General features: G+C 51.2%; 25 protein-coding genes. 18 read left to right on the forward strand and 7 right to left on the reverse strand.

The window, feature by feature from the left end; translation table 11 throughout:
* Nucleotides 1–7: 7 nt before the first annotated feature.
* The 3 genes from ABNS49_RS00250 to ABNS49_RS00260 all read right to left on the reverse strand — a co-directional run bounded on the left by ABNS49_RS00250 (nucleotide 8) and on the right by ABNS49_RS00260 (nucleotide 2,747).
* The gene (locus tag ABNS49_RS00250) at nucleotides 8–1,690 is read right to left on the reverse strand and encodes a putative glycoside hydrolase (RefSeq protein ID WP_168353556.1); all 1,683 of its coding nucleotides are present in this window, start codon (nucleotides 1,688–1,690) and stop codon (nucleotides 8–10) included.
* A 152-nt stretch (nucleotides 1,691–1,842) separates the two neighbouring features.
* Nucleotides 1,843–2,253, reverse strand: coding sequence for a VanZ family protein (locus ABNS49_RS00255; protein WP_135979951.1), 411 nt, complete (start codon nucleotides 2,251–2,253; stop codon nucleotides 1,843–1,845).
* Nucleotides 2,241–2,747, reverse strand: coding sequence for an HAD domain-containing protein (locus ABNS49_RS00260; RefSeq protein ID WP_135979950.1), 507 nt, complete (start codon nucleotides 2,745–2,747; stop codon nucleotides 2,241–2,243). The genes ABNS49_RS00255 and ABNS49_RS00260 overlap by 13 nt, the downstream gene beginning before the upstream one ends.
* Nucleotides 2,748–2,894: 147 nt before the next feature.
* On the opposite strand from ABNS49_RS00260, the gene ABNS49_RS00265 reads away from it, so the two are divergent.
* The 13 genes from ABNS49_RS00265 to ABNS49_RS00325 all read left to right on the forward strand — a co-directional run bounded on the left by ABNS49_RS00265 (nucleotide 2,895) and on the right by ABNS49_RS00325 (nucleotide 12,799).
* Nucleotides 2,895–4,205 carry a potassium transporter TrkG gene (locus ABNS49_RS00265; RefSeq protein WP_135979949.1) on the forward strand — a complete coding sequence of 437 codons (1,311 nt, stop codon included), beginning with the start codon at nucleotides 2,895–2,897 and terminating at the stop codon, nucleotides 4,203–4,205.
* Nucleotides 4,206–4,223: 18 nt separating this feature from the next.
* Complete coding sequence (locus ABNS49_RS00270) at nucleotides 4,224–4,889, forward strand: TrkA family potassium uptake protein (RefSeq protein ID WP_135979948.1); 666 nt, start codon at nucleotides 4,224–4,226, stop codon at nucleotides 4,887–4,889.
* A gap of 162 nt (nucleotides 4,890–5,051) precedes the next feature.
* Nucleotides 5,052–5,936 (forward strand): RNase adapter RapZ, encoded by an 885-nt coding sequence (gene rapZ, locus ABNS49_RS00275; protein ID WP_135979947.1) that lies wholly within the window; start codon nucleotides 5,052–5,054, stop codon nucleotides 5,934–5,936.
* The gene (locus tag ABNS49_RS00280) at nucleotides 5,933–6,880 is read left to right on the forward strand and encodes a gluconeogenesis factor YvcK family protein (RefSeq protein ID WP_135979946.1); all 948 of its coding nucleotides are present in this window, start codon (nucleotides 5,933–5,935) and stop codon (nucleotides 6,878–6,880) included. The genes rapZ and ABNS49_RS00280 overlap by 4 nt, the downstream gene beginning before the upstream one ends.
* Nucleotides 6,880–7,833, forward strand: coding sequence for a DNA-binding protein WhiA (whiA, locus tag ABNS49_RS00285; RefSeq protein WP_135979945.1), 954 nt, complete (start codon nucleotides 6,880–6,882; stop codon nucleotides 7,831–7,833). Before ABNS49_RS00280 ends, whiA begins: the two co-directional genes overlap by 1 nt.
* A complete protein-coding gene (locus tag ABNS49_RS00290; protein WP_135979944.1) occupies nucleotides 7,817–8,350 on the forward strand; it encodes a hypothetical protein in 534 nt (177 codons plus the stop codon). The genes whiA and ABNS49_RS00290 overlap by 17 nt, the downstream gene beginning before the upstream one ends.
* Nucleotides 8,343–8,720: a NusG domain II-containing protein gene (locus ABNS49_RS00295; protein ID WP_277820786.1), complete on the forward strand. Its 378-nt coding sequence runs from the start codon at nucleotides 8,343–8,345 to the stop codon at nucleotides 8,718–8,720. Before ABNS49_RS00290 ends, ABNS49_RS00295 begins: the two co-directional genes overlap by 8 nt.
* Nucleotides 8,717–9,220 carry a Gx transporter family protein gene (locus tag ABNS49_RS00300; protein WP_135979943.1) on the forward strand — a complete coding sequence of 168 codons (504 nt, stop codon included), beginning with the start codon at nucleotides 8,717–8,719 and terminating at the stop codon, nucleotides 9,218–9,220. The genes ABNS49_RS00295 and ABNS49_RS00300 overlap by 4 nt, the downstream gene beginning before the upstream one ends.
* The gene (locus ABNS49_RS00305; protein ID WP_135979942.1) at nucleotides 9,217–9,477 is read left to right on the forward strand and encodes a TIGR03905 family TSCPD domain-containing protein; all 261 of its coding nucleotides are present in this window, start codon (nucleotides 9,217–9,219) and stop codon (nucleotides 9,475–9,477) included. Before ABNS49_RS00300 ends, ABNS49_RS00305 begins: the two co-directional genes overlap by 4 nt.
* Complete coding sequence (locus tag ABNS49_RS00310) at nucleotides 9,461–10,126, forward strand: hypothetical protein (RefSeq protein ID WP_135979941.1); 666 nt, start codon at nucleotides 9,461–9,463, stop codon at nucleotides 10,124–10,126. Before ABNS49_RS00305 ends, ABNS49_RS00310 begins: the two co-directional genes overlap by 17 nt.
* Nucleotides 10,127–10,177: 51 nt before the next feature.
* The gene (locus ABNS49_RS00315) at nucleotides 10,178–10,816 is read left to right on the forward strand and encodes a redox-sensing transcriptional repressor Rex (RefSeq protein WP_135979940.1); all 639 of its coding nucleotides are present in this window, start codon (nucleotides 10,178–10,180) and stop codon (nucleotides 10,814–10,816) included.
* Between the two features lie 225 nt (nucleotides 10,817–11,041).
* Nucleotides 11,042–12,397: an asparagine--tRNA ligase gene (gene asnS, locus ABNS49_RS00320; protein ID WP_135979939.1), complete on the forward strand. Its 1,356-nt coding sequence runs from the start codon at nucleotides 11,042–11,044 to the stop codon at nucleotides 12,395–12,397.
* 24 nt (nucleotides 12,398–12,421) lie between these two features.
* Entirely contained in the window at nucleotides 12,422–12,799 is a 378-nt protein-coding gene (locus ABNS49_RS00325) for a hypothetical protein (protein WP_135979938.1), read from the forward strand.
* Nucleotides 12,800–12,856: 57 nt separating this feature from the next.
* Here the strand turns inward: ABNS49_RS00325 and ABNS49_RS00330 are convergent, their stop codons facing one another.
* From ABNS49_RS00330 to ABNS49_RS00340, 3 genes are read right to left on the reverse strand one after another with little or no spacing between them, the layout of a single operon-like run.
* Entirely contained in the window at nucleotides 12,857–13,216 is a 360-nt protein-coding gene (locus ABNS49_RS00330) for a PH domain-containing protein (protein WP_168353555.1), read from the reverse strand.
* Nucleotides 13,217–13,236: 20 nt separating this feature from the next.
* Nucleotides 13,237–13,839: a sugar O-acetyltransferase gene (locus ABNS49_RS00335; protein ID WP_135979936.1), complete on the reverse strand. Its 603-nt coding sequence runs from the start codon at nucleotides 13,837–13,839 to the stop codon at nucleotides 13,237–13,239.
* 12 nt (nucleotides 13,840–13,851) lie between these two features.
* The gene (locus tag ABNS49_RS00340) at nucleotides 13,852–14,448 is read right to left on the reverse strand and encodes a DUF1349 domain-containing protein (RefSeq protein ID WP_135979935.1); all 597 of its coding nucleotides are present in this window, start codon (nucleotides 14,446–14,448) and stop codon (nucleotides 13,852–13,854) included.
* A gap of 128 nt (nucleotides 14,449–14,576) precedes the next feature.
* On the opposite strand from ABNS49_RS00340, the gene ABNS49_RS00345 reads away from it, so the two are divergent.
* Together ABNS49_RS00345 and ABNS49_RS00350 are read left to right on the forward strand one after the other, a co-directional pair.
* A complete protein-coding gene (locus ABNS49_RS00345) occupies nucleotides 14,577–15,425 on the forward strand; it encodes a hypothetical protein (RefSeq protein ID WP_135979934.1) in 849 nt (282 codons plus the stop codon).
* Nucleotides 15,426–15,431: 6 nt separating this feature from the next.
* Entirely contained in the window at nucleotides 15,432–15,893 is a 462-nt protein-coding gene (locus ABNS49_RS00350) for a GNAT family N-acetyltransferase (protein WP_135979933.1), read from the forward strand.
* Between the two features lie 42 nt (nucleotides 15,894–15,935).
* Here ABNS49_RS00350 and ABNS49_RS00355 read toward each other — a convergent pair whose 3' ends face one another.
* Nucleotides 15,936–16,547 (reverse strand): TetR/AcrR family transcriptional regulator, encoded by a 612-nt coding sequence (locus ABNS49_RS00355; RefSeq protein WP_135979932.1) that lies wholly within the window; start codon nucleotides 16,545–16,547, stop codon nucleotides 15,936–15,938.
* Between the two features lie 160 nt (nucleotides 16,548–16,707).
* Here ABNS49_RS00355 and ABNS49_RS00360 point away from each other — a divergent pair, with 160 nt between their 5' ends.
* The 3 genes from ABNS49_RS00360 to tnpA all read left to right on the forward strand — a co-directional run bounded on the left by ABNS49_RS00360 (nucleotide 16,708) and on the right by tnpA (nucleotide 22,176).
* A complete protein-coding gene (locus tag ABNS49_RS00360) occupies nucleotides 16,708–18,780 on the forward strand; it encodes an MMPL family transporter (protein WP_135979931.1) in 2,073 nt (690 codons plus the stop codon).
* A 3-nt stretch (nucleotides 18,781–18,783) separates the two neighbouring features.
* Entirely contained in the window at nucleotides 18,784–21,531 is a 2,748-nt protein-coding gene (locus ABNS49_RS00365) for a hypothetical protein (RefSeq protein ID WP_135979930.1), read from the forward strand.
* A gap of 183 nt (nucleotides 21,532–21,714) precedes the next feature.
* The gene (gene tnpA / locus ABNS49_RS00370; protein ID WP_135979959.1) at nucleotides 21,715–22,176 is read left to right on the forward strand and encodes an IS200/IS605 family transposase; all 462 of its coding nucleotides are present in this window, start codon (nucleotides 21,715–21,717) and stop codon (nucleotides 22,174–22,176) included.
* Nucleotides 22,177–22,185: the final 9 nt, after the last annotated feature.

The following is a 22,185-nucleotide window of genomic DNA, read 5'->3' on the forward strand; positions in this document are numbered from 1 at the left end:
TCCTGTTTTACTGCGCTGGATCCTGAAGACCTGGAAGAATCGTTTCCAAAATCTCCATATCGCCGTTGCCGGCCCAAATCATATAGCCGTCATACCCGGCGTCCTGAATGCCGTCGATTTGCGCCCGCATTCCCTGGGCGTCCACGTTGTAGCCTTGAACCCAGGTTCGATAGCGGGCCGGATATTCTAGATTGTCGAGCTGGGTCTTCGTGATTGACGAAAACTTGTACAGCGTTTCCTGCGGCGCGCTCATCGGATCGGCGATTCCCATCGCCCCGTACGAGAAATGGTCGAGATAAGGCATCGGCGAAACGACATCCACCACGTTGGCCAGAGCGGGCAGAAACTGCCCGATATCCTGGTCGTCTTTGGACACGACCGGCCACGCGAACACGTCCGCGCCGACGTAGACATGCTGGTCGGCCAGCAGCGTGTGGGCGTACGAGAGGAAGCCCTGAAGAGCCGCCACTTTGCTTTCGTCGTACTTGTTGTGAAAGTCGCCCGTCCCGTCCAGAGAATTTTGCAGCGTGCCATCCGGGAACCGCACATAGTCGAACTGGATCTCGTTGACAAACGGCGCGATTTCCATGGCGAGCGCCACGTTGTAGCGCCACGCTTTGCGCGAGAAAGCCGAAGGCCAGTAGTAGCCGTCGTGCATGATCAGATTGCCGCTTTGGTCGGTGTACGCCTCTTTTGGATTTTGTTTGGCGAATACCGGATCCTTGAATGTGACGATGCGGGCGATCATATAATACCCGGCGTCCTCGAAGCGGGTGAACAGCGCGTCCAGCTGTTCAAGCGATACGGAATCATCGACGGCCTCCTGCGGATTTTTCAAAAACTTTTTCGCCACTTGCGAATCGTAGAAAATCGTTCCATCGTCGTTTTTGATTTCTACCACGAACGCATTGATCGCGCTTTTGTCTTTCAGCTTTAACAGCTCCTGCTCATGGTTGATGAGATTCGAAAGCGAAACGTGATAGGCGTTCACGACATCCGGCATGACGTTGTCCTCGTATTGCTGCTTGATCATCGGCTTGTAGTCGATCTGGTCGATATAGGCGTCTTTGGAATAACCGCTGCCGTAATATTCGTCCCAGTACGTTAAATATTGAATGTTGGATCCATAGTTTTTATCCGCCAGCGCTTTTTGCGATTCCACATAAGCGCCGGGGACCCAATACGTTTTGTCATTTTTGGTGACTTCATACCACTTTACTACCCCCGTAGAAACATCCAGATCGTCCGGACTTACAGACACGACTTCCAATTGTTCCCCTTTGTCAGCGACAGCATCCGTAAGCTCTCCATCTTTTTGGTCGAATAAATTGATCATCCGTCGAGGATATACATATTCTGTATCGACGCATTCCGTTAATGAAGTGGCCAGATTCGCATTATCGACCGCGAAGATCGCCCCGTCGTATTCGACTTTCGAAGTCGTGTCGCTGGATTCCTGAAGCTGGACCTTGGTCCCGCGCGGCAAGGAAATGGTTTTCGAAGCCGCTTCGCCATGGTCGAAGGATAAAAGGGACACGTTCAAAACCGAATCGTTCGTTTTAATATACCGCGAAGGGTGGACGACTGAATTTAAGAACGGAATAAAATACGTGAATGATGCATAAATGAGCAGGATGACGCAATCCGCGACCAGCACAAGATGAACGATCCGTTTTACGCGTTCGTTCATATTTATCACCAGTTTAAGTGTACCATATTTATTAAAAAAGACAAATCTCAGAAAAAAACCGGAAATTTGTCTATAAATCATATACATCGAAACGATTAAACACGTTTTTTTGTTTTTTCTAAAAGTAAATCTCTCTAAAACGATATAAGTTTTTATTTATGTTTTAAAAAGAAGCGGCTAATTGCGGCCCCGGTTGCGCTTCCGCAGCCATCCAACAGCACATCGCGCAGCTGGGCGCTTCGGCCCGGCACGAACGACTGGTGGAACTCGTCCAGCGCCGCAAAAAGGACGCAAAACGCCACCACCCAAAAAAAGGATTTCGGCCGGGAGCCAAACGATTGCAGCAAACAGAAGCCAAGCAAGGCGTAAATCGTAAAATGCGCGCCCTTGCGGACAAGAAACTGCGCCCCATCCTCGCCAATCCATTTCGCTAGCCAGCGGGCGAACCAGAAACTAACGGACGACGACTCGTCGCCAGGTTGCGATGAAAACAAAAAGATCGCGAGCATCAACCCCAGCGACAAGGCGAGGAACACACGCTGAGAGCGCGTCATCGCTGCCATGACAACAGCCTCTTCGTCTGCTCGTACTGCTCGGATTCAAACCGGTACGAAGCGAGGACGAAATGATTTGGAAACTGGCGGGACATATTGAGGTCGTCCACGACGACATAGCGCTTCACGTCGTGCTCGTCGATGTATTCCCGAATGACTTGATAGCGGGGCAGTCCCGGTCGGGTCGCGCCAATCATGTAGGCGCCCAAGTCAAAAATGTTGATGATCGCCCGAAGCTGCTCCTCGTTGTAAAACAAACGCCACGAACTCGTGATGACCAGCTTGGCGTCGTAAGCCTGGCAAAGCATGCGAATCAAACCGCAGCTTTCCGGGTCGAAATGGTGAAAGATCTGGTTGACCAGTGTATCCGGAAGCCGGCCGATGCCGGGATCGTTTTTCGCTTTCACAAGGCGCTCCTTTAAAAAAGGATCCGGCTCGTAGGGCGAAAACATTTTTTTTGGCGCCAGGACGCCGTCGATATCTAAAAAAATAATGGCTTTCATAATTAAATCCTTTTTGTTCTTGTTTTCATCATACACCACATTCATGAGGTTGCAAACTTGAAATCAGGAGAAGTTCAAGCTAAAATTTTGTCTAAAAGCCCATTTTCTAGTAAAATGAGGAAAGAATTATAATAAGGTGGAATTGTGATGAAAAAAATCTTATTCTGGCTCAACAGGCAATCGCCCGCCCGCCTGCTTTCCATGGGATTCGCCGCGGTGATTTTGATTGGGGCGCTGGTACTCATGCTGCCGTTTTCGCACAAGGCGGGAACGCCGGTTCGCTTTATCGACGCGCTATTCGTTTCGACAAGCGCCGTCTGCGTGACGGGACTGACGACAGTGCCGGTCGGCGACACGTTCACGCCCATCGGATACACGGTGATCGCGATTTTGATTCAAATCGGCGGTTTGGGCGTCGCGACGGTCGGGGTGTTGTTTACGTTGCTGATTGGACGAAAAATCGGCTTGAAGACCCGGCAGCTCGTCGTGGAGGCCATGAACTTTTCGGGATACGGCGGGTTGATACAGACGGTCAAGTTTTTTTTAAAGCTGACATTTATCGTGGAAGCCGTCGGCGCCGTGCTGTCCACACTCGTTTTTTTGCCGGACTACAACGTTCCAACCGCGATCGGGTACGGCATGTTCCATTCCGTTTCGGCTTTTAACAACGCGGGCTTCGATATTTTAGGCGGATTCGACTCGCTGCTCAATTACGCCGACAATGTGCCGATGAATTTGATTACGACCGCGCTGGTCATCATTGGCGGCTTCGGCTTTTTGGCTATATTCGATTTGATCCAAAACCGGTTTGTCTGGAAACCGCTGCGCCTCAACACAAAAGTCGTCACGGTCATGACGGTGACTTTGCTTGTCGGCGGAACGATTTTGCTGAAGCTCACATCCGGACAAACGTGGCTGGAAGCGTGGTTTCAAAGCGTAATCGCCCGTACCGCGGGATTCAACACGTATCCGCTCGCCAATTTTTCCCAGGCGGCGATCCTGATTTTTTGCATCCTGATGTTTATCGGCGCTTCGCCTGGATCGACGGGTGGCGGAATCAAGACGACGACGTTTTTCATGGTCGCGTTCAAAGCGATTTCCAGCACGGTTCAAAACAACCGCGACGAGATTTTTCACCGCAAAATTCCGCGGCTGATTTTTCAAAAAGCGCTGACCGTTATGTTTTTTGGCTTGGCGGTCGTCTTTGTCGGCACGTTCCTGCTGCTCGTTTTCGAGCCGGATGTGCGGTTGTACGAGGCGCTGGTCGAAGTGACTTCGGCGTTCGCCACCGTCGGCTCGACCGTCGGCATCACGCCCCATTTGTGCACGGCGAGCAAGATCACGCTCATCCTTTGCATGTTTATCGGCCGGCTCGGTCCGGTAACGATCGCCACGTTGTGGGTGCTGAAAGGATTTAACGAGGCTTCCTATACCGAGGAAGGCGTCATGATAGGATAAACAAGGAGAATGGAAATTATGTCTAGAAAATCGAAAGAACCGGCGACGTACGCCATTATCGGCGTCGGACGCTTTGGCAGCGCGCTGGCGACGACGCTCGCTTTGGCCGGCCATCAAATCATTATTTGCGACCGCGACCCCGAAAGAGTCAAGGAGCTGCGCGATTTGACGCCGTACGCGTTTGTGGTGGAGCACATCACAAAAGAGGCGCTTGACGAGATTGGCGTGCGCAACTGCGAAGTCGGCATCGTTTGCATCGGCAACGCGATCGAATCGAGCATTTTGGCGACTTTGCACTTAATCAACCTGGGGGTTCCGCGCGTCATTGCCAAAGCGACGACCCGGGAGCAAGGGCAAATTTTGGAAAAGCTTGGCGCCGAAGTCGTCTATCCGGAGCACGATATGGGAATCCGGCTTGGAAAACGGCTGCTGTCCAACCATCTCATTGATTTTTTCTCGCTGAACGACGACACCGAGATTTATGAAATGATGGTTCCGGACAAGCTTGTCGGCAAGACGATCATCGAAACGGACTTGCGCGCCCGCTACGGGTTGAACATTATCGCCATCGAACACGGCGACCAGACCATCACGAACATTGATCCGGAGTACGTTTTTGAATTTGGCGACGGCATTGTCGTCATGGGACGAATCGAATCCATCGAGCGGTTTGAGAAAGAGTAGAAGAAACAAAATTCTTCGCTCTTTTTTTTGTTGAAGGACGGATTTCGCGAAGATGGTGATATAATCATTATGAATGCGCCGCGAGGCGCGTTCGCCATTCAATCGAACACTGCGCGAAAAACGCGTCAAAATATGAAAAGAAAATATCCGGGAGGTACTGCTATGAATGAAAACATCGTCCTTGTGACCGGCATGTCGGGAGCGGGGAAAAGCAGCGCGATGAACGCGCTCGAAGATTTAGGCTACTACTGCATTGACAACTTTCCCAAAGAGCTGCTTCCGAATTTGGAAGAGCTGCTGGAGAAAAAAAGCGCGAAATATAAATCCGTCGCCTTGTCGGTATCGGCAATCGACTATGTGTACTTTGTGAAATACTTCGACAACAACACGAATCGAATCCAAATCATCTTTTTGGACTGCAACGACGACGAGCTGCTTTTGCGCTACCGTTTTACCCGCCGCCAGCATCCGATGATCGCCTCGAACCGGGCGTCCACGCTGGAAGACGCCATTGAAATGGAACGCGACTACTTCGACCACTTGCAGGAAAACGCGCAAAACACGTTCCACGTCGACACGACGAAGCTGACGACCCAGGCGCTGGCCAACCGCATACGCCACCGGTTCCGGACCAACGAAAAGACGGAGTTCACCATTACGTTCCAGTCGTTTGGCTTCAAGCACGGCGTCCCGATGGATGCCGACGAGATCATCGACGTGCGGTTTTTGCCCAATCCGTTTTACGAGCCAAGCCTGCGTGATAAAACGGGCAACCAGGAGGAAGTGTACAACTATGTCATGACGGCGGACGAAACGCGGGAGTTCGTCAAAAAGCTGACGGACTATCTTGATTTCACGTTTGCCTCGTACGACCGTCAAAACAAGTCCCATATGATCGTCGCCATCGGCTGCACGGGCGGCCAGCATCGCTCGGTCAGCATTTGCAACTACTTGTTCGACCGCTACAAAGACACGTACCGCTGTTTTAAAAGCCACCGCGACATCGAGGACAACGCCGAAAGCGAAAGGAACGGTGATTTCCAATGAAAAATATCGTCGTGATCGGTGGAGGAACCGGGTTGTCCAGCATGATGATGGGAATGAAAAAAATCAAGGACGTCAATTTGACCGCCATCGTGACGGTCGCCGACGACGGCGGCAGCACGGGGCGCATCCGCGACGTGTACCATGTGCCGGCCATGGGCGATATCCGTCATGTGTTGTGCGCGATGTCGCTAGAGGAAAACGAGTCGCTGTTTACAGATTTGATGAATTATCGTTTCGAGGGCGAGGAGGATATCGGCGGACACAGTTTGGGCAATTTGATTTTTTTGGCGCTCATGGACACGACGGGTTCCTTTATGGGCGCCATCCAGTCGATTTCACGCATTTTGAACGTCAAAGGACAAATCCTGCCGAGCACCCTCGATGTGGTGACGCTGTACGCCTTGATGCAGGATGGAACGCTTGTGCGCGGTGAAAAGAACATTCCGACGGTCGCCAACCACATTGACAAGGTGTTTTACCAGCAAACGATCACGCCGTATCAAAAAGCGATCGACGCCATCGAGGAAGCCGATTTGATCATTTACGGCATCGGTTCGCTGTACACTTCGGTCATTCCGAATTTGATCATTCGCGAAATCTCGCAGGCGATCTACGAAAATCCGTGCCCGAAAATTTATTTTTGCAACGCGATGACCCAGCCGGGAGAAACGGACGGCTACACGCTGGAAGACCACATTCGGGCTTTGGAGAAGCACTCGTTTAAAAATCCGGTCGATATCGCCGTCTTCAACGAAAGCGTGATTCCGGATTTCGTCAAGGAAAACTACGGAAAGGAAGGCTCTTTTCCTGTTCGTCTAGGCAAGGAGAGCCATCCGTACGACATCATCAAACGCAATTTGATTTATTTGGATGAAAAGGGCCGGATCCGTCACAATCCGGACGCCGTGAAGCAAACGGTCGAAGAGATTTTGGAGCGTGTGTAATGTCGTTTACAAGTGATGTGAAAGGCGAGATCTGTCTGGACGCGCTCGACATATACGAGGCGAAGGCGCAGCTTTGCGCCCTCATGCAGGTGAAGGCGACGCTGCACATGAACTGGCAAGGAATGTACGTGGCGTTTCAAATGGAAAACGCGGGAATCATCAAGCACATTTACGGACTGGTCAAGCGGTTGTACCACGTCGAGGGACGACTGTCGGTGCTCAAAAAGATGCAGTTGAAAAAAAACAACATTTACCGACTGCAAATTTATGAGAAGGCGAGCGAGATTCTTGACGACTTGATGATTTTGAACGAAACGGGACTGCACAGCGCGCCACCGTATAAATGGACGCGTTCCGAAAAAAACGCCCGGGCGTATTTGCAGGGGTGCTTTTTGGCGAGCGGTTCGATCAACTCGCCCAAGACAACCAACTACCATTGCGAGATCACGACATCCAATGAACAGCTCGCGGCCGGCATCCAAAAGGTGATGGAACGCTTTTTTCTGCCGGCGCGTCTGATCGAGCGAAAAAACGTGTACGTCGTCTATATCAAGGCCGGCGACAAGATCGCGGATTTTTTGCGGCTTTGCAACGCGAGCAACGCGCTCTTCGCTTTTGAGGACAACCGGATCCAGCGCGACTTTTACAATCAGCTCACGCGTCTGGATAACTGCGAAGTCGCCAACGAGATGAAGACGTTTAAAGCCGCCAAAGAGCAAATCGAATGCATTCGCATATTGGAGGAAAACGCCGCCAAGCTGACGATTCCCGAAAAAATCACGCGGGTCATGGAGGTGCGCAAACGCCATCCGGAAGCAAGCGTCAACGAGTTGTGCGACGAAGTGTACAAGGAGTTTGGCGAGACGATTTCCAAATCGGGCATGAAGCACCGGCTTTCCAAGATCCGGACGCTGGCGGCGCCATGGAGGACAATGGATGAAAAAAAAGATTAGCTGGGCGCTGGGGCTGCTTTTGCTTTGGGGATGCGCCGCGCCGGTCGAGCTGCAAAAGCAGACGTTTACGATCGAATTGGGCAAAGACGTCTACGCCAATCCGGCTTTGTATGTCAAAGACGGCAAAAACTACCATACCGAGGATATGAGCGTCGTGTCGGTGTCGCGCGGCATCGCGAAAAAGGAAAACCGCTTTATCTCGTTAGGGAAGGAGTATCTCGTCGTCGGAGAATACGATTTTAAAATCAAAAACGGCTCGCAGGAAATCCCGTTCCGGATCAAGATCAAGGATACACAGCCGCCTACCTTGACGAACACGCCCAAGGAAACGAGTGTGGCGGCAGGATCCGTGATCGACTGGGACAGCGTGTTCGAGGCCAACGACTTGTCGGGCGTCAGCTACGAGGCGCCGCTGGGCATCACGGACGCGGTGGGGGAGCAGGACATTGTCGTGAAAATCACGGATCGTTACGGCAACAAGATCGAACAGCCGATCAAGGTGATCGTCCATGGATAGAAAGCTGACGATGACCAAAGGCGACCGCATCCTGATCGTCTGCATTATGCTTGTCGCGATTGGGTTGATCGTTCCGATCTTTTTTATGGCGCCCGACTCCACGGTCGCCGTCGTGCAAGTGAGAAACGAGGAGCAGCTGCGGATCAGTTTGCTCAAAGATGGCAAATATGCCGTGGATGGAACGCTTGGCAAAGTGCATATCGAGGTCAAAGACGGGGCGGTCCGGGTCGAACAGGAAAACTCGCCCCACCATTACTGTTCCCGGCAAGGATTTGTCGACAGTCCGAATACGCCGATCGTCTGCCTGCCAAACGAAACGGTCATTACGATTGAAGGGGAGCAGGCTGGAGAGGATGTGCAAATTCAATGAATGTGAAAAAGAGTGTCATTTTGGCGTTCTTGATCGCGCTGGGCATTATCTTTCAGCTGGTTGAAAGCTTTTTTCCCGTCGTGATGATCGTGCCGGGCTATAAAATCGGAATCGCCAACATCGTGGGACTGTTCGCGCTGTACGCGTATGGACCGAAAGATCTTTGCGTCGTGTGCCTGGGACGAATCTTTTTGGCCGCGCTGCTGCAAGGCACGCTGTTTTCTGTTTCGTTCGCGTTGTCGTTTACGGGTGGGATCCTGTCCATGCTGGCGATGATCGTGGCGTATCGTTTGCCGTGGTTTTCGATTTATGGTGTGAGCGTGCTGGGCGCCTGTTTTCACAACGTGGGGCAGGTGCTGGCGATCACGTTTGTTTACCAGCAGTATTTTATGCAGTTGTTTTTGCCGGTTTTGCTGGCGCTTTCGATTGTGGCGGGTCTATGTATCGCCTTGCTGGCGGGACAGATTTTGAGACGAATGAAAGGAAGGTTGATTCGATGAAACGATTTGAGCAAAAACCAACGGGCGTTTGCGCGACGAAGATGGTGTTTGAGATCGAAGGGGACCGTATTCATTCCATTGAAACGGTGAATGGATGCGAAGGTAGCTCGCGCGGGATTTGCGCTTTGGCGCACGGCATGCGCGTCGAGGAGTTTATCGAGCGCTGCGCGGGAATTGACTGCAAGAAGAAACGAACATCGTGCCCGGATCAAATGGCGAGAATTTTAAGCAGGTATCAAAATGGCGAATTCGATTGATCCATACTATTTTTCGTTGTGTCGCATCGAGCAGGAAGCCGAACACGAAATCAGCTTTTTGTCGTCGAGCTCACTCAAGCTCGACGTCTTGACGCAGGCGATGAGCTACGACCGGATTTCGGATAACGACTACTTGAAACTGCTGCAAATGAATTTTTACAAATACGACAAGATGGACCGGAAAAAGGCGAAGCGCTATTGCCTGATTAAAATGCAAATGCTTGTGGACGCCAAAAAGCATCCGTACAAGCGGGGCCGGTTTAAGGAAGTCAACTTCAACAATCCGCTGCGCGGCGACTTTCATTCGTTTTCCGAGCGGCGAAGCTCGCTGTTGCAAGGTATCGAGGCGGCGAAAATCAAGCGGTTTTTGTGGTTCGATGTCGCGTTGTATGTTTTGCTGCTGTCGCTCTTCGTGTATGGCTTGCATTTTTCGATTTTTGGCAGCGTGCTCCTTTCTTTGATGTTTTTCGCCAGTCTTTACGCCTACTTTTACTTCCGTGTGCTCGACGAGCAAGTCGCGGACGAGCTGGAACGGGATTTGGACTTGCTGGATCCGCTTATGCAGGAGTTGGAGGTAAGCCGGAAAAACAGCGCGGCAGTGCATTTGTTTGGCAAAACGAAAAAAGGACCGGAATCAAGCAATTTGTAAAAAATTTCACAAATTGGAAAAATGATGGTAAAATGGCTATGGTGATGAACGATGCGGAATATAGATGTACCGAAAGCGACACTGCATCGGTATCCAATTTATTTGAAAGCGTTGCGCCGGTTGCAGAAAAACGGCGTCGAGCGCGTCATGTCCAAAGAGCTTGCCAACTTAGTCGACATCGAGCCGACGACGATACGGCGTGATTTTTCTTTTTTGGGCAATTTAGGCAAACAAGGATATGGATACGATGTGGATCGGCTGATCGAGATCTTTAACGCTCAGCTCGGCGTCGATTTTGATGAAAAAATAATTTTAGTAGGGGCCGGAAACCTTGGCCGCGCCTTGATCAACTACAACAAGTGGGACTATGTGGTAGGGGAGATCGCGTGCGCGTTCGATGTGGATCCGGACAAATGCGGCGAAAAGTTCGGGGTGGAAGTGTATCCGATGGAACAACTGGAGCAAAAGATTCCGGACGGGTGCCGAATCGCGATTTTGACGATTTCCCACGACGTCCAGGAAACGGTGGACCGGCTGGTGGCGTGCGGAATCAAGGGAATCGTCGACTTTACTCATCAGCATTTCAAAGTGCCAAAAGGTGTTGTCATAAAAGTTGTTGATGTGGTATCATCAATTCAGGAACTTGTTTTTCAAACAAATTCATTTGATGAAAAGACGAAGAAACAGTAGGAAAAATGCCCGACAGCAAAGAGAATCCGCGGCTGGTGAAAGCGGTGTGGACGGCATTTGGACAACAACTGCGGAGTTGGACCGGAGAAATGACAGTAGACGGTCCCGAGGAAGGCGCGTTAAGCCAAGAGTGTGCGTGAAAACGCAAATCTGGATGGTACCGCGGTGATAGATCGTTCCTTTTTTGGAACGGTCTTTTTTTTGTTGAGGGAGGAAAAAGAGAGTATGCTTTTGAAAAAACTAAAAGAAGATCCGGCACAATACGATGGACAGCTTGTGGAACTGCAAGGATGGGTGCGCACGAACCGGAACTCGAAGAAGATCGGCTTCATCGAGCTCAATGATGGTTCGACGTTCTCCAACACCCAAATCGTATACGAGGACGGACTGCCAAACTTTGCCGAAACGAGCAAGATCACGCTCGGCAGCGCGATCGGCGTCAAAGGAACGGTCGTCGTGACGCCGGAAGGAAAACAGCCATTCGAGATCCATGCAGACCAGGTCGAGGTGCTGGGGCTGGCGGATCACGACTATCCGCTCCAAAAGAAGCGCCATTCGTTTGAATACATGCGCGAGATTCCGCATGTGCGTCCAAGAGCGAACACGTATTACGCCATTTTCCGTCTGCGTTCCGTGCTGAGCATGGCGATCCACACCTTTTTCCAGGATCGCGGCTTCGTCTACGTCCACACGCCGGAAATCACGGGCAACGACGCCGAGGGCGCGGGCGAGTGCTTTACGGTCACGACAAGAAAAGACGACAAGTACGGGGACGATTTCTTTTCGAAACACGCGCAGCTGACCGTTTCGGGACAGCTTCACGTCGAGCCGTTCGCGTTGACGTACCGCAACGTCTATACGTTCGGACCGACCTTCCGGGCGGAAAACTCGAATACGACGCGCCATGCCAGCGAGTTTTGGATGATTGAGCCGGAGCTGGCGTTCGCCGATCTTGGTGACGACATGGACTGCATCGAAGAGATGATCAAATACTGCATCAACTATTGTCTGGAGCATGCCAGCGAGGAAATGGCTTTCTTCCAGAAAATGATCGACAAAGACTGCATTGACCGGGTGACCCAGGTGGCGAACTCGCACTTCAAGCGGATGACGTACACGGAAGCGATCGACCATTTGGAAAAAGCGAAAGACCGCTTTGAAAACAAGGATATTTTCTGGGGAATGGATTTGCAGTCGGAGCATGAACGCTACTTGTGCGAACAAGTGGTGCAGGGACCGGTGTTCCTGACCGATTATCCAAAAGACATCAAAGCGTTTTATATGCGGGTCAACGAAGACGGCAAAACCGTGGCGGCTTGCGACTTGCTCGTGCCGTACGTGGGCGAGCTCGTTGGCGGCAGCCAGCGCGAGGAACGCTACGACGTCCTTGTGGAGCGGATGAAAGAAATGGGTATGGAAACCGAGAGCCTGCAGTGGTATTTGGATCTTCGCCGGTTTGGCGGCTGCAAGCATTCCGGATTTGGACTTGGATTTGACCGGATGCTCATGTACTTGTCCGGCATTCAAAACATCCGCGACGTGCAGCCATACCCAAGAACACCAAGAAATCTGGTATTTTAATAAAAAGAAAAGAGAGCGACAACTATGAAAATCACAAACGAGGCAAGCCCTGTTTTAGCGCAGCTGCTGAAAGAGAAAAAAGCGGACGGCTTGATGATGGAAATCCACGAAACCTGCTGTGGAAAGTCACCGGTGTTCGCCATCGTCGTATTCGATGAAAACGACAAACCGGAAACGATCGACGGCATTTCGGTTCTCATTCCGGAAGAACAAAAAGAACTGGCTGAAAAAATCGTGATCGACCTGGTCAATGGCGAACTGGTCGTCATGGCGCCGGAAATGGAAGGCGGCTGCAGCTGCCATCATGACGAGGAGCACGAGTGCTGCGGGCATGACCACGATCATGGCGAAGGATGCTGTGGCGGGCATGGGCACGGCTGCGGCTGCCATCACGAAGAGTAAGAAAAAAGAAGACAAAAACAAATGTCTTCTTTTTTTATGAAAAGGCGCGATCCGGAATTAGACACAGCTTTTTGCCAGGATTTTCGCCATTTCGTCGATATCGCAGCTGCGGTCGACTTTCAATGAAATCGTTTGCGAGCGGGTGAGAATTTCAAGTCCCTCTTTTCCGATTCCTTTGTTTTGGATCGAAAACGATTCAATCGCGCGATAAGGAATCGTTCGAATCGTCTGGCTAGCGCCCATCAAGCCTTCGACGTCGTATAAAACGAGCCGGCGGTCAGTGAGAACCAGCGCGTCGCGTATCGTCTTGTACGCGCCAAGGACACGTTCGCCATCCGCCAAAATCGCTTCGACGCTGACGGGAACGTTGGTTTTTCCGGTCAATGTCCAAACCGGATTTTCGTTTTGATCAGCCATTTCAGATTCTCCTTTTGGCTTCATTGTACTGGATTTTTTTCAGATTGGTGAAAGATTCGATCGGCTTCTGTAAGAGGGCGCAAAACGTGGCAAGGGTTGCCCACGGCAAGGACGTTGGCGGGAATGTCTTTGTTTACAAGACTTTTCGCGCCGATGACGGCGTTTTCGCCAATCGTCACCCCGGGCAAAATCGTCACATCGCCGCCAAGCCAGACATTGTCGCCGATTCGGATTGGCAAGGCGATTTCCAGTCCCGCGTTGCGCTCGCTGGCATCGAGGGGATGGTTGGCGGTGTACATCCCGCAGTTGGGGCCAATAAACACGTGCTTTCCAATCGTGATTGTTCCACCGTCCATGAAGTAGGCGTTGTGGTTGACGAAGGTTCCGGAACCAATCGACGTTTTCGTGCCATAATCGACAAAGACCGGCGACAGGATCGTCACGTCATTGCCATGATGAGGAATCAACTGGCATAAAATTTCCTCTTTCTTTTTGGCGTCAAGCGGATCCGTCTGGTTGTAGGCGAAGCTTAAGTGTTCGGCGCGCAGTCTTTGCTTTAAGATTTCCGGATCAAAGTTGGCGTCGTACCAAAGACCTTGCTCCATTTTTTCGATTTCTGTCATAAAAATTCCTTTCTAGTCCGGCTGTTGTCCGTCGTGCGCGTCCCACTGGCATGGCAGGATCGAAAAATCCGTAAACCGCGCTGTAAAAGAAGAGTCTTCCGGCGAGCAGGCGTAAATGCCAAAACGAATCGTGTCCGTGGCGTTCGCGAGGTGGCATACGCGCATTTGCGAAAACGTGACGCCATCGAACGAGCATTCGATGCGAAAGTCGTCTTTGCGCCGGCTGAGCCGGTACCATACCGAGTGGATGGCGGCGGAGATTTCCGTCGTGGCCCAATCGGAAAAGCCTTGATTCGTGACGACGCTTCCTAAATGTCCAAAGACCTCGTTTTCGTATTCGACCGACGCTTTGAGCCAGTTCTCGCTGTCCAAATAAACGACGATGCCGCATTGGTCGAAGCGGTGCGTCGTGTGAAATTCGGTTTTGACGACAAAGCTGAAAAAACGCTCTTCCGTCGTCCATTGCAGGACGGGCGCGTTGTCGTTGGCAAAGTGGTAGTAGGTTTTTTGCCAAAGGTCGGTGCCGGGCGCCGTAGTGATCTCGATCCGGTTTTCGTCGATTCGAAAACCGGCCGGCGTTCTTGTCCATTCCATTTCTTTTAAATCCATATTTCCATTTCCTTTCTTCTTTTCTTATCATATCGGGAGAAAAACGAAGAAACAAGGGCGAAAAAAGAGGAACATTTTCAAAGCAAATCGGAATTTGCTATAATTGAACCGTTGAAAGAAGGAACAATATGTCAAAAGGAAAAACTTTTGTTTTTGTGGATACGGAAAACGTCGGCCACGCCATGCCGACCAAAATCCCGAAAACGATGAAAGCGTATTTTTATATCAAGGACAAAAACATCCTCCCGAAGGTGTATCCAAGCTGCATGCATAAACGAATCAAGCTTATCGACCTGGCGACGCGGGCGACGAAAACGAAAAACGAGATGGATCTCGCGCTCGTGACGCAGCTAAGCATCGCCATCGCCAAGCACGGGAAAAAGCGGAAATATGTCGTGCTGTCCAACGATAAAGGATACGATTACCCGATCCATCTGCTTCGGCAGTCGTACGGCGTGGATCTAAATCGCGTCTGCTGCTCGCTGGACGAATACATCGGCCAGTTGACTGGCGATGTCAAAGACCAGCCGGAGGAAAAACCGGAGCCGGCTGCCGCGCAGCCGGAACCAAAACGGCCGGAAAGCGTGGAAACCAAACCGCTGGAGGAAATCATTTACGATCCGGGTCTTTTCGCGCGTTGCGACGATTTCGACGCCTACCGGCGCGCGCAAAAAAACGCCCAGAAAAAACAATTCCGCAAGTACCGGCAAATGTACCGGGGCGGCTCGAATTTGTGGATCGAGTACGATCCATACGCCAACGTGTGGGTGCCGTTCGCGTGCGGCGTGCCAATCGAAACCGTCAAGCCGAACCAGGATCCGGAAAAAGTGTGCGCGGCGATCACGAAATGGAAAACGGAAGCCGAGCAGCAGGAAGAGCCCACCGTCAAAAAGCCGCTTCCCAAAAAACGCCCGAAGAAAAAACCGCGTCCAAAAAAGGTGGAGCGCAAGCGGCCGCTGCATGAAATCCCGTTTTAAGAACGGATGAGGATCGTTCGGCTACAGGACCCGCCCACGATTCGCGTCGTCACGCGGACCGTTCTGGAAACGCTGACGGAATGGTTCGAGGACGAAACCGCCCGCGAGCAATACATCGAGCAAAGCGGAGAACAAGTCGTGTTTGCCGCCTTCCAAAAGGAGCGGCCGATTGGATTTGTTTGTTTGCGGCCAACCGGAAAAGACACGGTGGAACTAGCGGTCATGGGTGTGTGGCGCGCTTATCATGGTCAAGGCGTCGGTTCGCGGCTGGTTGAGCGTGCCAGGGTGTGGGCGAAGGAAAACGGCTATTCCTTTATGCAGGTGAAAACGGTGCGGATGGGCGTTTACGAATCGTACGATCGCACCAACCGCTTTTATCAAAAGCTTGGTTTCAAGGAGTTTGAAGTCATGCCGGCATTGTGGGATGAATGGAACCCTTGCCAGATCTATGTCATGAGCGTAGGCTAAAACAAAAAAACTTGAGAGGAACGAATCCTTCTCAAGTTTTTTTTAGTCGTTTGGCGCGCCCTGATGCAGGATGGCGCGGATCGAGTCGAATAAAAACGGTTTCAGCTCCCGGATGGGCAGCGGCTTGTTTTGGGTGATGCTCGTATAGCAGCAGCTGCCGACCATCTCGATGATCAAATACAAGATGATCGTCGGATCCTTGTACTGGTAGTGGTACTTGCTGACGAGATTCAAAAACGCTTCCGTCAAGTTGAACGACTCCTCGTTGTCCAGTGCGTTGTGCAGCTGTTCGTGAAACACGCCGACAGAAAGGTTGTTTTTGATAAACGTCAGGACGACGGGGTTGTTTTCCAGCGACATGAGCACGTGGTTGATAATAAAAATGACGCTATCCTCGAAATTGCGGATGTCGTTTTCCTTCAGCGCCGCTTCGGCGTTTTTAAAAAGCTCGGATACCTCGCGTCCAATGAGATGGTCGCGCAGCATATATTTGTCTTTGAAATACAAATAAAAGGTTCCTTTCGCGACGCCGGCTTTGGTGACGATGTCCTGAATGCTGACGTTTTTCAAGTCGTTGTGGGAAAAAAGGGAATAGGCGGCGTCGATGAGACGCTCTTTTTTTATGCGTTTGTTTTCCAAGATTTTCGATTTCATGGTCTTACTATACCATAAAACATTTGAAAAAAGACTAAAATGACCAATAGTTCACCTAAAAACAGGCAAAAAATGGAATTTAAAAGTTTTTGGGTTAAAAAATTGACTATTAGTCATTAAAAGAGTATCTTATTCTGCGTGAGAGGAATTGAAGAATTGTATGGAAAAACTATCGAAATTCATTGTCAGGTATCGAAAAATTATCCTGATCCTATCCATCGTGCTTTTAATACCGAGCGTTTTCGGGTATTTGAACACGAAAGTCAACTACGATATTTTGTCGTATTTGCCGGCTGACTCCGAGTCAATGCAGGCGCAGGACATCTTAAATGACGATTTCAACTTGTCCAGTGTCGATATGCTTGTCGTCAACGGCATGAAGGACAAAGACGTCCTGAAACTGAAAAAGGAAATTCAGGACATCAAGGGCGTGGACAAAGTCATATGGCGCGACGACGCCACCGACATCAGCGTTCCGAAGGAAGCCATTCCGGAAAACATTCAAAAAATGCTGTATAGCGGCGATTCCACGATGCTTATCATCACCTTCAAGGAGCCGACCGCGTCCGACACGACGATGAACGCGATCGCGCAAATTAAAAAATACGCGCAGATGGACTGCTATCTGGCTGGCTTCTCCGCCATTACCGAGGATACGAAAGACCTCGTCAACCAGGAAACGCCGATTTATTCGCTTATCGCCGTCCTGCTTTGCCTTGTCGTGCTTTGCCTCGGCTTGAAATCGTGGGTGGCGCCAATCGTCTTCCTGATTGGAATCATGTTCCCGATCATCTATAACATGGGAACGAACGTGTTCCTCGGGCAGATTTCATACATTACGCAGGCGCTGGCTTTGATCTTGCAGCTGGCGGTCACGATGGACTACTCCATCTTCCTGCTGCATCGCTATCAGGAGGAAAAAACGAAAACCGATACGAAAGAGGACGCGATGTCCAAAGCGATTCACGCGACGTTCGTGTCCATCACATCCTCGTCTGTCACGACGATTGCCGGATTCCTGGCGCTGTGCGCGATGCAGCTGACGTTAGGCCGCGACATTGGAATCGTCATGGCGAAAGGCGTCATCCTTGGCGTCGTTTGTACCGTGCTCGTCTTGCCAAGCTTGTTGATGGCGTTTGACAAAAGCATCGAGAAGTACACGCATCCGGTTTTGATCAAACCGCTGAAGCGGACGCCAAAATTTGTCAGCAAGCACTACAAGGCGATTTTGATCGCGTTTGTGCTCCTCTTCATTCCGGCGATTTACTGCCAGGCCAACGTCGGTCAGTACTATGACTTGACGCAGACGCTGCCAGCCGAGCTGCCAAGCGTGGAGGGAACGAGTCAGCTCAAGGAAAAATTCAACATGACAACGACGCACTTTGTTGTTTTGGACGATAAAGTGCCAACCAAGGACATTCAAACGATCATCGACCGCATCGAGAACGTCAAAGGCGTGACGAATGTTCTTGGCTATGAAAAATACATCGGTCCGGGCGTGCCAAGCACGTTCGAGCCAAAAGCGGTGCAGGAAATTTTGCACAACGGGGGCAAGCGGCTGATCGTCGTCAACTCGGATTACCGGGCGGCGACGGATCAGGAAAACGCCCAGCTTGACGAGATCGACAACATCATTCATGAATACGACAAGGACGCGAAGATCGCCGGCGAAGGCGCTTTGACAAGAGATTTGATCCAAGTCACAAACATCGACTTCCAAATGGTCAATGTCGTTTCCATCGTAGCGATCCTGCTCATCATCGCGATCACGTTCAAATCGTTCTCGCTGCCGTTCATTCTCGTGCTGGCGATCGAGTTCGCGATTTGCGTCAACATGGGTATCCCGTTCCTGACGCATACGCAGCTGCCGTTTATCGCCGGTATCGTCATTGGCACGATTCAGCTGGGCGCCTGCATCGACTACGCGATCTTGATGACGACGCGTTTTAAAGAGGAACTGCAAAACGGACTGGGCGTGAAAGAGGCGGTCGCCACGTCGATTCGAATGACATCGCCATCCATTATCACGAGCGGGTTGTCGTTTTTCGCGGCGTGCTCGGGTGTGGCGATGATCGCCAAGATGGATATGATTGCCGCGCTTTGTCAGCTGCTTGGCCGCGGCGCCTTGATTTCGGTCATTGTCATTTTGGTTGTTTTGCCGTCAATGCTGATCGTAAGTCAGAAACTCATTCAAAAAACTACGAAAAACTGGCCAGTCGCCAAAGGAGAGTAAACAATGAATAAAACAATTAGAAATATAGGATGTTCCATTCTCGCGACCGTCATGGGTTGCTCGATGATCAATTTCCCGCTGTTTGCCGAAGAAGCCGATGATCCGACAACGAAAACCGAAACCGTGTACGCCGTCATGGATCCGGATGGCACGGTCAATAACACGATCGTATCCAACTGGCTGCACGACGCCGATGGCATCCAAAACATCGAGGAAACGCTCGATTTGACGAATGTCGAAAATATCAAAGGGGACGAAAAACCGAAAGTGTCCGGCAAAAACTACACATGGAACGTGAAAGGCAACGACGTCTACTATCAGGGAAAAACGACAAAGAAACTGCCGGTTTCCATTCAAATCGAGTACAAACTTGACGGAAAGAAAATCGACGCCAAGGATTTGGAAGGCAAGAGCGGCAAGCTCGAAATGCAAATTACTTTTACGAACAACATTTCAAAACAAATCAACGCCAACGGTAAAACCGTCACGATCCATCCATCGTATTTGGCGGGTGGCATGATGGACCTGGACACGGACGTGTTCAAAAACGTCACATGCAAGCAAGGCAAGATCGTCAACGACGGCTCGAACGAGATTTTGGCGTTCGCCACGATTCCCGGCCTTTCTCAGACGCTCGATGAGGCCGGACTGGAAACGGTGAATAAAAAGCTTGACTTAAGCGACACGATCACGATCAAGGCGGATGTGAAAGACTACAAGCAAAGCGAGATCATGATGGTCGCGACCAACGAGATCAACGCCGAGGACATCGAAGGCATCGACTCGGTATCCGATTTGACGGGTGGTATCAACGAATTGATGGCGGCCAGCGAGCAAATCAACGAAGGCACGCATCAGCTCGCGGATGGTACCGGAAAACTGAAGGAGGGCATCGCCCCGTTGTCGACGGTAGGTCCGCAAATGGATCAGTTGTCGGATGGCGCGACGCAGCTGTATGAAGGCAGCCGGAAACTGAATCAAGGCATCGTCGACTACACGGATGGCGTGGCACAAGTCGACACGGGGGCCGCGAAGCTGCAAGAAGGAACGTCGCAGTTAAAAGCCGGGCTGGCGCCGCTGGAAAGCGCGTATCCGAAAATCGATCAGCTCATGGAAGGCGCCGATCAGCTTGACCAGGGCACCGCACGGTTGCAGGCCGGCTTGAAGCAATACACGGATGGCGTGGCGAAACTGAACGAGGGCAACAAACAGCTGTATGGCGTGGACAAGGCGTTGAGCGATACGAAGCAGGGCCGAAGCGCGCTGGTGAAAGGCAGCCAGGACGTGGCGGATGGCTTGTCGCAAATGAACGCGCAAGTTTCGCAGCTGGACGAGGCGCAAATCGACGCGCTCATTCAAAACGTGCAGGGAGCCCAGCAAGGGTTGACGAAACTTGGCGGCCTTGTCGCGGAAGACCAGCAAACGCTTGGTCAAATGGAGCAGACGATTGATTCGGCTAAACAAAGCCTGGGTGGCATGGAAGCGCTCGTGAAGGACGTCAATGTGGAAGCCGGAAAAATGAATCAGATCATTGCCGGCAACAATCAGAAGATCGACGCGTACAACGCGTCCAGCCACGCGGCTGCCGCATCGTTTGAATCGACAAGAAACGAGTATATCGCGCAAATCGACGCGGCGATCGCGGCGTTGCAGGCAAACCAGGTCAACGAGACGTATCAGGTGCCGGTGACGACGACTGTGACGAACCCGGATGGAACGACGCATGAGGAAGTGACATACCAGACGAAGACGGTGACGGTCGACTTCTCAAGCCAGATCGCGGCGCTCGACAGCCAGAAGGCGGCGTTGCAGAGCGCCCAGACTCCGGCTGATCTGGAAGCGCTTGTTTCGCTGGATCCAACGCAGCTGAACGCGGATTTCGCGCAAATGAAGCAAGGCCTGGAAGGCATGGCGAAGGTTGTGACCAACGCGAACGCGGCGCTGGATTCGATGAGCGCGGACATTCAGAGCGCGCAGGCGATTCTTGCGCAAATGGAGTCGATGCTCAACAGCGCCAACTTGCCGCAAAACGTCGATCAGCTCAAGGCGGCGATCGCGCAGCTAAAGGGCGGATTGAATCAGCTGGATACAGGCGCGAGCCAGGTTAGCAACGGCGTGGCCCGTCTTGACCAGGGACTGGACGATTTGCAGACGCAATCCAAAGCGGCGTTTGATCAGTTGAACGCGGGCAGTCAGCAGCTGGTTGACCAGAGCGCGGCTTTGAATGAAGGCGCGGCGCAGCTCGCTTCGGGCACGAGTCAGCTTGCAGGTCAAAAAGACAAGATCAACGAGTTGAAGCAAGGCTTGGGCGCTTTGCAAAACGGCGTGGATCAGTTGAATTCTGGGGCCAGCCAGCTGGCGTCGGGAACGAACGCTTTGAATCAAAACTCGGCGGTGTTGAAAGATGGATCGGCACAAATCGTCGATGGAACGAAGCAACTGTACGACCAGAAGGGCAAACTGAACGAGCTGAAATCGGGCTTGAACGATTTGCGTTCGGGTGTTGACGAGCTTGATGCCGGCGCCAAGAAGCTGGCGGAAGGCAGCGATCAGTTCCAGGCGCAAGGCATGGGTCAGTTGAAGGAAAAGCTGGATTTGACGACGGGCGAAGTCAAGACATTGATGGATATTGTCGAGCAGATCCAGGATCTCAACGAGGAGAACTCGACGTTTACCGGCGCTCCAAAGGGCGCGGATTCCACGGTTCGTTTCATTTACCGGACAGAGGAAGTCACAGACGAGGAAGAATAATTGAAAAACGAGTCGAAGCGAAATCGACTCGTTTTTTGTAACCCAACCCCCCCAGATTGTCTGGGGGTCCAAAAAGCTTAAGCGGAGTGATCATGAAAGGCCCTCCTGGTTTAAACTAAAAACGTGGTCTGCCAACTACGAAAGAAGAAACCAGGAGGGCTTTATGCAATGAACACAAAGAATATGTCCAATGACTTACACAGTTTATCACACACAAAATGGAATTGTAAGTACCATATCGTGTTTGCGCCAAAGTATAGAAGAAAAGCATTCTATGATGCAAGACGATTGGAAATAGGAAAGATATTAAGGAATCTATGTGAATGGAAAGGAGTGAACATAATAGAAGCGGAAGTATGTTGTGATCATATCCACATGCTCATAGAAATACCGCCAAAAATGAGCGTATCTGGATTCATGGGGTATTTGAAAGGAAAGAGTAGCCAAATGATTTATGAAAAATGGTCAAACGCAAGATATAAATATCGGAACCGAAGTTTTTGGTGTCGAGGCTACTACGTGGACACGGCAGGAAAGAATACAAAGAAGATTCAAGAATATATTCAAAATCAGTTGAAAGAGGATCAAGTAGCCGAGCAACTGGAATTGGAATTTGAAGATCCGTTTACGGGAAAACGAAAATAAGTGCAATGG

This window comes from uncultured Dubosiella sp., from assembly GCF_964018005.1.
GTDB classification, from domain to species: domain Bacteria; phylum Bacillota_I; class Bacilli_A; order Erysipelotrichales; family Erysipelotrichaceae; genus Dubosiella; species Dubosiella muris.

What these genes read in the sequence shown, in the direction of transcription:
- ABNS49_RS00250 (WP_168353556.1), bottom strand. Translation starts at nt 1,690, where the DNA reads ATGAACGAACGCGTAAAACGGATCGTTCATCTTGTGCTGGTCGCGGAT.
- ABNS49_RS00255 (WP_135979951.1), bottom strand. Translation starts at nt 2,253, where the DNA reads ATGGCAGCGATGACGCGCTCTCAGCGTGTGTTCCTCGCCTTGTCGCTG.
- ABNS49_RS00260 (WP_135979950.1), bottom strand. Translation starts at nt 2,747, where the DNA reads ATGAAAGCCATTATTTTTTTAGATATCGACGGCGTCCTGGCGCCAAAA.
- ABNS49_RS00265 (WP_135979949.1), top strand. Translation starts at nt 2,895, where the DNA reads ATGAAAAAAATCTTATTCTGGCTCAACAGGCAATCGCCCGCCCGCCTG.
- ABNS49_RS00270 (WP_135979948.1), top strand. Translation starts at nt 4,224, where the DNA reads ATGTCTAGAAAATCGAAAGAACCGGCGACGTACGCCATTATCGGCGTC.
- rapZ (WP_135979947.1), top strand. Translation starts at nt 5,052, where the DNA reads ATGAATGAAAACATCGTCCTTGTGACCGGCATGTCGGGAGCGGGGAAA.
- ABNS49_RS00280 (WP_135979946.1), top strand. Translation starts at nt 5,933, where the DNA reads ATGAAAAATATCGTCGTGATCGGTGGAGGAACCGGGTTGTCCAGCATG.
- whiA (WP_135979945.1), top strand. Translation starts at nt 6,880, where the DNA reads ATGTCGTTTACAAGTGATGTGAAAGGCGAGATCTGTCTGGACGCGCTC.
- ABNS49_RS00290 (WP_135979944.1), top strand. Translation starts at nt 7,817, where the DNA reads ATGAAAAAAAAGATTAGCTGGGCGCTGGGGCTGCTTTTGCTTTGGGGA.
- ABNS49_RS00295 (WP_277820786.1), top strand. Translation starts at nt 8,343, where the DNA reads ATGGATAGAAAGCTGACGATGACCAAAGGCGACCGCATCCTGATCGTC.
- ABNS49_RS00300 (WP_135979943.1), top strand. Translation starts at nt 8,717, where the DNA reads ATGAATGTGAAAAAGAGTGTCATTTTGGCGTTCTTGATCGCGCTGGGC.
- ABNS49_RS00305 (WP_135979942.1), top strand. Translation starts at nt 9,217, where the DNA reads ATGAAACGATTTGAGCAAAAACCAACGGGCGTTTGCGCGACGAAGATG.
- ABNS49_RS00310 (WP_135979941.1), top strand. Translation starts at nt 9,461, where the DNA reads ATGGCGAATTCGATTGATCCATACTATTTTTCGTTGTGTCGCATCGAG.
- ABNS49_RS00315 (WP_135979940.1), top strand. Translation starts at nt 10,178, where the DNA reads ATGCGGAATATAGATGTACCGAAAGCGACACTGCATCGGTATCCAATT.
- asnS (WP_135979939.1), top strand. Translation starts at nt 11,042, where the DNA reads ATGCTTTTGAAAAAACTAAAAGAAGATCCGGCACAATACGATGGACAG.
- ABNS49_RS00325 (WP_135979938.1), top strand. Translation starts at nt 12,422, where the DNA reads ATGAAAATCACAAACGAGGCAAGCCCTGTTTTAGCGCAGCTGCTGAAA.
- ABNS49_RS00330 (WP_168353555.1), bottom strand. Translation starts at nt 13,216, where the DNA reads ATGGCTGATCAAAACGAAAATCCGGTTTGGACATTGACCGGAAAAACC.
- ABNS49_RS00335 (WP_135979936.1), bottom strand. Translation starts at nt 13,839, where the DNA reads ATGACAGAAATCGAAAAAATGGAGCAAGGTCTTTGGTACGACGCCAAC.
- ABNS49_RS00340 (WP_135979935.1), bottom strand. Translation starts at nt 14,448, where the DNA reads ATGGATTTAAAAGAAATGGAATGGACAAGAACGCCGGCCGGTTTTCGA.
- ABNS49_RS00345 (WP_135979934.1), top strand. Translation starts at nt 14,577, where the DNA reads ATGTCAAAAGGAAAAACTTTTGTTTTTGTGGATACGGAAAACGTCGGC.
- ABNS49_RS00350 (WP_135979933.1), top strand. Translation starts at nt 15,432, where the DNA reads ATGAGGATCGTTCGGCTACAGGACCCGCCCACGATTCGCGTCGTCACG.
- ABNS49_RS00355 (WP_135979932.1), bottom strand. Translation starts at nt 16,547, where the DNA reads ATGAAATCGAAAATCTTGGAAAACAAACGCATAAAAAAAGAGCGTCTC.
- ABNS49_RS00360 (WP_135979931.1), top strand. Translation starts at nt 16,708, where the DNA reads ATGGAAAAACTATCGAAATTCATTGTCAGGTATCGAAAAATTATCCTG.
- ABNS49_RS00365 (WP_135979930.1), top strand. Translation starts at nt 18,784, where the DNA reads ATGAATAAAACAATTAGAAATATAGGATGTTCCATTCTCGCGACCGTC.
- tnpA (WP_135979959.1), top strand. Translation starts at nt 21,715, where the DNA reads ATGTCCAATGACTTACACAGTTTATCACACACAAAATGGAATTGTAAG.